The sequence below is a fragment of the uncultured Sunxiuqinia sp. genome (assembly GCF_963974515.1).
Classification (GTDB): domain Bacteria; phylum Bacteroidota; class Bacteroidia; order Bacteroidales; family Prolixibacteraceae; genus Sunxiuqinia.
In genome coordinates this window covers 1-8,036 of sequence record NZ_CAXBDD010000134.1, presented here as the reverse complement: position 1 = coordinate 8,036, position 8,036 = coordinate 1, and the positions used below count along the sequence as shown (strand labels likewise).

6 protein-coding genes are annotated in these 8,036 nt (G+C 47.2%); 2 read left to right on the top strand and 4 right to left on the bottom strand.

Annotation, left to right across the window (positions count from 1 at the left end):
- Positions 1-20 precede the first annotated feature (20 nt).
- The 4 genes from AAC033_RS17395 to AAC033_RS17380 form a co-directional block, all read right to left on the bottom strand.
- Entirely contained in the window at positions 21-1,394 is a 1,374-nt protein-coding gene (locus tag AAC033_RS17395) for a dipeptidase (protein WP_339740471.1), read from the bottom strand.
- A gap of 90 nt (positions 1,395-1,484) precedes the next feature.
- The gene (yccS, locus tag AAC033_RS17390) at positions 1,485-3,665 is read right to left on the bottom strand and encodes a YccS family putative transporter (protein WP_339740469.1); all 2,181 of its coding nucleotides are present in this window, start codon (positions 3,663-3,665) and stop codon (positions 1,485-1,487) included.
- Between the two features lie 212 nt (positions 3,666-3,877).
- On the bottom strand, positions 3,878-5,422 hold the full coding sequence (locus AAC033_RS17385; protein WP_339740467.1) for an acyl-CoA dehydrogenase family protein: 1,545 nt from the start codon (positions 5,420-5,422) through the stop codon (positions 3,878-3,880).
- A 140-nt stretch (positions 5,423-5,562) separates the two neighbouring features.
- Positions 5,563-6,471 carry an AraC family transcriptional regulator gene (locus tag AAC033_RS17380; protein ID WP_339740465.1) on the bottom strand — a complete coding sequence of 303 codons (909 nt, stop codon included), beginning with the start codon at positions 6,469-6,471 and terminating at the stop codon, positions 5,563-5,565.
- A 281-nt stretch (positions 6,472-6,752) separates the two neighbouring features.
- Between AAC033_RS17380 and AAC033_RS17375 the strand changes: the two genes are divergently transcribed.
- Together AAC033_RS17375 and AAC033_RS17370 are read left to right on the top strand one after the other, a co-directional pair.
- Positions 6,753-7,349 carry a sigma-70 family RNA polymerase sigma factor gene (locus tag AAC033_RS17375; protein WP_339740463.1) on the top strand — a complete coding sequence of 199 codons (597 nt, stop codon included), beginning with the start codon at positions 6,753-6,755 and terminating at the stop codon, positions 7,347-7,349.
- Between the two features lie 84 nt (positions 7,350-7,433).
- On the top strand, positions 7,434-8,036 hold a 603-nt coding region (locus AAC033_RS17370; RefSeq protein ID WP_339740461.1), incomplete at its 3' end, for a FecR domain-containing protein.

The following is an 8,036-nucleotide window of genomic DNA, read 5'->3' as shown; positions in this document are numbered from 1 at the left end:
AGCTCTTAATTCATCTGCGTTTAAGCTTCGCTCATCTCGGCAAAATACTTGTAAAACAGCGGAATGGTTTGAATGCCTTTGTAGAACTGTTCAAGCGGGTAGTTTTCGTTGGGTGAATGAATGGCGTCGGCTTCGAGGCCAAAGCCCATTAAAATGGTTTTGATGCCCAGGATCTGTTCGAAGGTGGAGATGATGGGAATAGAACCTCCGCTTCGGTTGGGCAAGGGGCGACGGCCATACACATCGAGGTAGGCTTTTTCGGCGGCCTGGTAGGCGGGCAGCTCAATGGGGCAGGCATAGGCCTGTCCCCCATGCAAGGGAGTCACTTCAACCTGAACGGTTTTTGGGGCGATGCTTTGGAAATGTTTTTGAAACAGTTCGGCAATCTTTTCGTGGTTCTGGTTGGGCACCAAACGGGTGCTGATTTTCGCAAACGCTTTGGATGGCAGCACCGTTTTGGCACCTTCGCCGGTATAACCTCCCCAAATGCCGCATACGTCGAAGGACGGACGAATCCCGGTCCGTTCAATGGTTGAGAAACCCGCTTCGCCAGCAACTTCTTCAATGTCGAGCGCTTTTTTGTAGGTGTCCAGGTCGAAGGGTGTTTTGGCCATGAGAGCCCGTTCTTCGGGCGATACCTCCAGTACATCGTCGTAAAATCCGGGAATGGTGATGTGTCCGTTGTCATCCGTCATTTGCGCAATCATTTTCGAAAGCACATTGATCGGGTTGGCCACTGCGCCGCCAAACATGCCGGAATGCAGGTCGCGGTTGGGACCGGTAACTTCAACCTGCCAATAAGCCAGACCGCGTAAGCCGGTAGTAATGGTGGGCAGGTCGGGCCGGATCATGGTCGTATCCGACACCAGGATGACATCGGCTTTCAGCATTTTCCGGTGTTCTTCGCACCATTTGCCCAGGTTGGGCGAACCAATTTCCTCTTCGCCTTCAATCATGAATTTCACATTGCAGGGCAGTGTATTGGTTTTCACCATCAGCTCGAAAGCTTTGGCGTGCATCATGCTTTGGCCTTTATCGTCGTCGGCTCCACGCGCCCAGATTTTGCCATCGCGCACTTCGGGTTCAAACGGTGGCGATTTCCACAGGTCAAGCGGTTCAACGGGCATCACATCCATGTGCCCGTACACCAGCACCGTTGGCTTTGCCGGGTCAATGATTTTTTCGCCATAAGTGACTGGGTTGCCATCAGTTTCAAACACCTCGGCATGATCGGCCCCTGAGCTGATCAGCAATTCTTTCCAGTACTCGGCAGCCAGGTACATGTCGGGTTTGTGTACCGCAACCGAGCTGACGGATGGAATGCGGATTAAGCCAAACAGTTCATTCAGAAAACGGTCTTTATTTTCTTCGATGTACTTTTCTATGTCATTCATGTGTATTGCTTTTTAGTTTCAGAATCAGTAAAAATAAAGTTTTCAGGGGACAATGAAGAAGAGAAAACTCATGGTATTTGGAATCAGCCTTTACTTCTGGTTGGCTTCGTCATTTTTATTGATGAGTTTGGCCTGTTGCAGCAGCTGAATGGTGACATCGGCAATGTTGTAGAGTAGGGTGAATTGCATGCGGGCAAATCCCTGTTCCGACTCGTTGATGTGTTGCCGAATTTGCTCCAGGATGGTTTGCAGATCTTTATTTTGTGTGTGAATCCTTGACCATATGGCTTGGTTTGCTTCGTGAAGGGCTTCCGAAATTCCGTTGGCAAAGTGCAACAATTCTAAATTGGGAACCTGCTGTTGCTCGCGATGGGCGCCCAAAGCCGACAGGTACGACAGCAAGGCATGGTTCAGGTAAGTCAGGGTGAAGGCCTGTTGTTGAAACTGATGCTGTTTGTGCGGTTCCACCTGCATGTCCTGCCAGGCAAGCACCAGCGCATTGTCGGCCCTGTGTGCTTCCCGACGTGCAACCCGGTAGTCCAGGTCATCGTCGGTCGATGGTTGCTGGTATTCCAAAATGATGGCCTGAAAGTAGGATGTGTTTTTAAGCAGCGCCTGGTTCAGCAGTTGTGGCAGGCGTTTGTGCTGCCAGTCGGGCCAAAGCAGCCGCACCGAGGCAAAAGCCAGCGTGGCGCCAATCAAGGTGTCCAACAGCCGGGGCCACATAACAGCCACCCCTTGGTTGGCAATCAGGTTGAAGGCGCTAAGCACAAAGATGGTGATGAAGATGACCGAGATGGCATACCTTCGGCGCAGCCAAACAAAAAAGGCAAAAGCAGCCGACAGCAGTAAAACTACCTGGCCGGCTGTTGTAGGTAGCAGCTGCACAACAAGCACGCCGCCAATTACGCCGCTAATCGTGCCCAAAATTCTTTGGAAAAGCCGGCGCCGGGTTTCGCTGTAGCTGGGCTGGCATACAAACAGGCTGGTCAGGATAATCCATTCGCCTTTGGCCACGTTAAAGCCTTCGGAAATGGCAAAACCAATCATAAAACACAAACTGAGTCGAATGGCATGCCGCAGCCGGGGATGGTTAAGACTGAGCTGGTTTCGCAATCGCTCCCCAAGGGTCCGTTTGTCTTTTGCCAGCCGCGGGGCAATGCTTCGTTGCTGGTTCTCACTTAAATTGACCAACGACTGGTGAGAGCGGGTGAGGTTTTGAACCAGCAAGACAAGCGGATGTGTTTCGCTGGCTTTGCGTGTTTTAAGTTGATCGTTTAATACGTTCACGACCCAGCCCAAAGACACTGGATGCCGATAGGGAACGCCGGTGAGCAGGCTGTTGGCAAATTGTTTGGTTGCTTGGGAAAGTTGAAGCAACGTTTGCCCGATTCCTTCCAGCAATTCTTGGTTTTCAGGATCGCTGCTCAGCAGGTCGTACCGTTCGTGGCTCGACGCGGCCCGTTCGTGCAATCCTTGCAACAGCATGAAGTAGCGCAGGTAGGGTTGCAGGGGTGTGTCGTCCTTAAGCGCGTCACCGTAGCTGTTCAGCACTTCCTTGCAGCGCTCCAGCGCGTCAACCACCTGTACATTTTGAAGGGCAAGCTGGTTGCGTAGTTTGCCTTGCCGCTTTTCGTCGCTGGGAAACAGGCTGGCTTTTTGTTTGAGGTATTTCGAGAGCGCCAGAAAGCCCCGCGCAAGCTGCTCTTCCAGCAAACGCCAGGGATGATAGTAGAGAAATGCCAGCGAAATCAACCCATAAAACAAAGCTCCTGCCGGCAGCAAAATGGGTTGCCAGTACCAAGCCGGACTGATTTCCGTTCCCAGCATGGCATAAATGCCAACCAGCATGGCACCGAAGGTTACGCCGCGGTAGCGTTCGCTGAGTCCGCCAATCAAAAGGAAGACGATGGTTGAAGCCCCCAGCCCAAGTCCCAGAACAAGGGGATAAGGACGAAGTAGCTCGACGGCCAGACTGGAAATTCCGAAGCTGACCACTTTTAAGGCCAGCGACTTAATCCGGCCTTTGGGGTGGTCGTCGGTTTCGGATAGGGCACCAGCCAAGGCTCCCAGCGCAAGGGTGATGGCGAAAAACGATTTTCCGGCAATGACGAGCGGAACAGCCAGCAGGGAAATGGCAAAAGTCGCTTTGGCCGCCAGCATCAGGTCGGGCCTGCTGAGGAACGCTCGTCGGAATGGTTCGTACCATGATGTTTTTCGGAGTGGACCCAGTAATTCAGAAAGCCAATGTTTTTCGGGCTGTTTGCTCATCTGGTGTTTGCTTATGCGTGGTTTCTCAGTTTCAAAATTAACAAAAAAGTCCCGGGCTGCGATTGGTTGATGGTTTTTATTGTATGACGATCGTTAGCGTCAACTGATCCCGTTTCGCTTTGTCGTCAACGAATGTCATTCTAACCATTGGAAAATAAAAAAGCATCAATCGCCTGGATTGATGCTTTCATTATCGTCTTTTTCGAAATCTCTTAGAGTGAATATTTCAGCCACGAGCTGTTTTCCTGGTAATCTACTACCACGAGGTCATTTGCTTGCAAGCTGAAACTACTCATGGTTTGTTGAATTTCCTGCCGAAGCATGTTCAGTCCGCCTTCAATCATATCGTTTCTGAAGCCCTCATCAGCCAATCGGTGTACCATATCCATGGAAATAACCCGGCCAATGACCTGTCCCAGCTCAACCAACTTGCGTTGCGGGAGCTGTAAATCCAGTTCAAAGTTGAAGAGGTCTTTTAATTGATCAGCCGAGCGGTTGGTTAACTCATATTCCTTCAGGAAGTTGAATAAGTTTTTCTCTTTCAGCTTACGCATTTGTTTTACAATTCCTTCGGAAATTTGCGCATACAGAATGTCGTTTGAACCTTCAAAAATCTGGAACGGACGACTATCAACGATTCCACGGCCTCCAAGATGACTGAGTTTGTAGGCTTGCGCGCCAACTAATTGAGTGAGCGATTGGGCAGCTTGTTGCATCAAGTCAGTAACAACTGATTTTACCGCATTGGCTTCAATCCCGATTCCGGTCAGGTCGTTTTCAACCCCGGCTTTTTTGGCACTGTTTGAGCACATGGCTGAACAGATGGTGAAGGAAGCTTGCAGTTTTGAAAGTCGTTCCTGAACCTGATCGTAGGTGATGAGGCTTCGACCTCCAATAAAGCGCTGTTTGCAGTGGGCAATGGCTTCGTCCATTATCCGGTGAATGAATCCAATGGCCATGCCCGGAAACTGCATGCGTGAGCGGTGCAGCAAGTCGAGCATCATTTTCACCCCGGTTGAATGGGGTTTTAAGTGTTGAGCCTCCGGGATTTTAACATCAATGTGGTTTCGTCCGTAGGGAATTTGGTACAAGCCCAGGTTGTCGTAAAATTCTTCTACTTTAATCGATTGATCGGGTTTTGTAACGTCGCAGATAAAAAAGTCGATGTCGCGTTGCAAGTCTCCATCACTGTTTTTTCGTCGGGCGGTTAACAACCAAAAGTCAGCCCAACCGGTCAGTCCGGCCCAGTGCTTTTTTCCCTTGATGTGGAACTGACCATCGGATTCCTGAAAATAGGTCTGCATACTCAAGGCATCGCTTCCAAAATCAGGTTCGGTGATCATCAGTCCTCCCATGTTTCGGTTTTCAATAAAACGTTTGAACACAGCGGATTTGGCTTCTTCCTGGGCATATTTTCCAACGGGTTGCAAAAATAAAGCCGAGTTAATCCCAAAGGTAAGTGATAGGGCCAGTGACTCGTAAGATGCCGCTTCCAGAAGGGCCAGGTTTTCACTCATCAGGGCGCCCCGGCCACCATAAGCTTTTGGAATGCCGATCGAAAGAGGATTGCATGCCATGATTTCGCGCAGCACAAAGGGCGGAAGTCCGCGTTGCTGGCTGTATTTGTCAATATCACCTCGCTGGTGATAGACTTGCTTCATTTTTTCTTTAAGTTTCCCTAAAAATTGCTGGATGGGTTCTTGGGTGGTTTTTTTGTTCTCCAGAGAGTTTGTCTTCATCTCAATAATCTCATTCATTCTATGTTCTTTTAAAACAAGGCAAATTAATCCTCGCAAAAGTTCAGAACACTTCATCGGCGATATTGTTCTTTTACGATCAAATTTAGAACGTCACTTATTATGTGAGGCTACTCACCGCGATACGTGTTCAGTTGCAATTAATTTTCCTGCATTTGACCGGGCTGATTGACCGGTTGATTGGCGTGGTGAAATTGATTTTGATATTGGATGGGTGAAAGTGATGTTGTTTTTTTAAAGCACCGGTTGAAGTTGGATAAGTTGTTAAAGCCGCTTTCGAAACAGATTTGCGAGACCGTTTGTTTGCCCTCGAGCAAGAGTTTGCAGGCATAGCCAATCCGCATTTCATTTACAAACTCAATAAACGATTTGCCCGTTTTTTCTTTGAAGTAGCGGCAAAAGGCTGTGGTATTCATACCAATATGGCTGGCAACCAAATCGAGTTTGATGGGTTGCCGGTAGTTGGCGTTAATGATGTGCATGACTTTATCGAGCCGCGTGGTCGACCAATTGTCCAGGTTGAGTCGGTAGGTTTCGCTGGCCAGCGACTTGTACTGGCTGGTTTTGGCCAGCTTTTCCAGAATCTCCAGGAACAGCAAGGTGCGCTCCAAGCCTTTTTTCTTTAATAGCTTATTTAGTTTTGGCCCTAAGCGATCGGATACCTCCTTCTGAAAACTTAAGCCGCGGGCCGCACGTGACAGTAAATCGCGGATGGACATAAATTCTGGGTAATTTTCCAACTGTTCCTTAAAGAAATGAGCCGGAAAATGAATCACAATGGCATTGACCCGGTAATTGGGATCATTCAAAAAAAAGGCTTCATCATTTTTCCAAAAGTGCGGCAGGTTAGGTGCCAGCAATACCAGGTCGCCATCCTGAAAATCTTCGACATGATCGGCAACAAAGCGCTTACCGAAACTCCGGATTACAAAAACCAGTTCGTACTCCGAATGGAAGTGCCAGGGAAAGGTGAAATGTGGAAAATCATCCCACTTAATATTGAAGGAATTCGTTCCCCGGAAACTGAGTTGTTCATGCATAATCTTCATATATCCATTTTTTCAATTTAACTACGTACCATTCTGGTACTAATCAATAAGCTATTCTTCTCTTATTGAGAATACCAACGCATGGAACTTCCAATAATCATCCTCCAAGGTATGCAAAGTATTGATCCTGATCATTTCATACGGCAGTTCGACTTTATCGACAGATAATATTCTATCAATTAGTGCAAAAATAATACAATTTGACAAAATCAACATCAGATGTTAATTTTTTCGTTAAGTTTGGTTGCCTAAATCTGAATGAAGTGAAAACGAAGTTCGATATGTCAGAACATAATTTTGCCATCGCTTTAAGAGAAGGCAGATTATATGCTTTTGAATATTTTTTTGAGAAGTATTCGAAGATTCTTTTTCACTTTTCATACAACTTGTTAAAGTCCCGGGTTGAAGCCGAAGAAATTGTCCAAAACGTTTTTTTGAAGATCTGGGAAAAGAGGAGCCAAGTCAATCCTGAACAGCCTTTTCGCCCCTATTTGTTTACCATCGCCTTGAATGATATTCGGAAGTCTTTTATTGAAAAGGCTAGGCGTGAGATGTTTAAAGTGGAATTGTTCGATTTTTTAGTTGAGCAAGCCAGCGAATCGGACGAGGAGTTAAATTTTGGATATTATTTAAAGCTGCTGGATCAGGAAATTGACCGCCTCCCGGAAAAAAGGAAAGCGGTTTTCCTTTTACTAAAAAAGGAAGGATTAACCGTTCACGAAGCGGCAAACTTTCTGAATGTCTCACCAAAGACCGTCGAAAACCAATTGACGGCTGCCATCAAAACCATCCGGGATGCATTTCATGAAAAGAAAGTCAAGAATTTGTATTTGTTTTTTGCGCAGTTGCAAAACGTTCGCACCAGACAGAATGACTGATTACTGAAATTGTCAAAAAAAATCACAATTCAATAGGGGGGTCACCTTTTTTTCGGATACTACTGGGTAGTTAGATTATCGAAAATGGGAAAGAAGGGACATCAATTGTTGAAAAAATTCATCGGCGATCAGTATTCGAAGCAGGAATATTTAAGCATTCTGAATCGATTTGAAGACGATGATCAGTTTGAGACACTGAGGGAAGAGCTGAAGGATAGTTGGGATGCTACAGACGGAAAGATTGTATCCGATGCGATCTATCTGCAGCTCTGGAATAAGACGAAAGCTAAAATTTTGCAAAGAGAAATGCACCAGGAGAATCAATGGACATATCGATTCAGGAACGTATTTTACCGGATTGCGGCGGTGCTTATTCTTCCTTTGCTGATTGCTTCGCTTTATTTTTACATTCAGTGGCGGGATTTGGCCCAAGGCGAGACGGTTTATGCAGAAATTCAATGTCCGCCGGGCATGCGTTCGCAATTTAATTTGCCTGATGGGACAACCGGTTGGCTAAATGGCGACTCCTACCTGAAGTATCCGGTTCAATTCTCGAAAAACAGGTCGGTTGAGTTGTCCGGAGAAGCTTACTTTGATGTTAAAGAGGACAAACATTCGCCCTTCCGGATCAGCGCACAAGGCCTGGATGTTGAGGTTTTGGGAACCCGGTTTAATGTGATGGCTTAT

Excerpts from the sequence above, each read along its gene's own strand:
- AAC033_RS17395 (WP_339740471.1), bottom strand. The coding sequence starts at position 1,394 with ATGAATGACATAGAAAAGTACATCGAAGAAAATAAAGACCGTTTTCTG.
- yccS (WP_339740469.1), bottom strand. The coding sequence starts at position 3,665 with ATGAGCAAACAGCCCGAAAAACATTGGCTTTCTGAATTACTGGGTCCA.
- AAC033_RS17385 (WP_339740467.1), bottom strand. The coding sequence starts at position 5,422 with ATGAATGAGATTATTGAGATGAAGACAAACTCTCTGGAGAACAAAAAA.
- AAC033_RS17380 (WP_339740465.1), bottom strand. The coding sequence starts at position 6,471 with ATGAAGATTATGCATGAACAACTCAGTTTCCGGGGAACGAATTCCTTC.
- AAC033_RS17375 (WP_339740463.1), top strand. The coding sequence starts at position 6,753 with ATGTCAGAACATAATTTTGCCATCGCTTTAAGAGAAGGCAGATTATAT.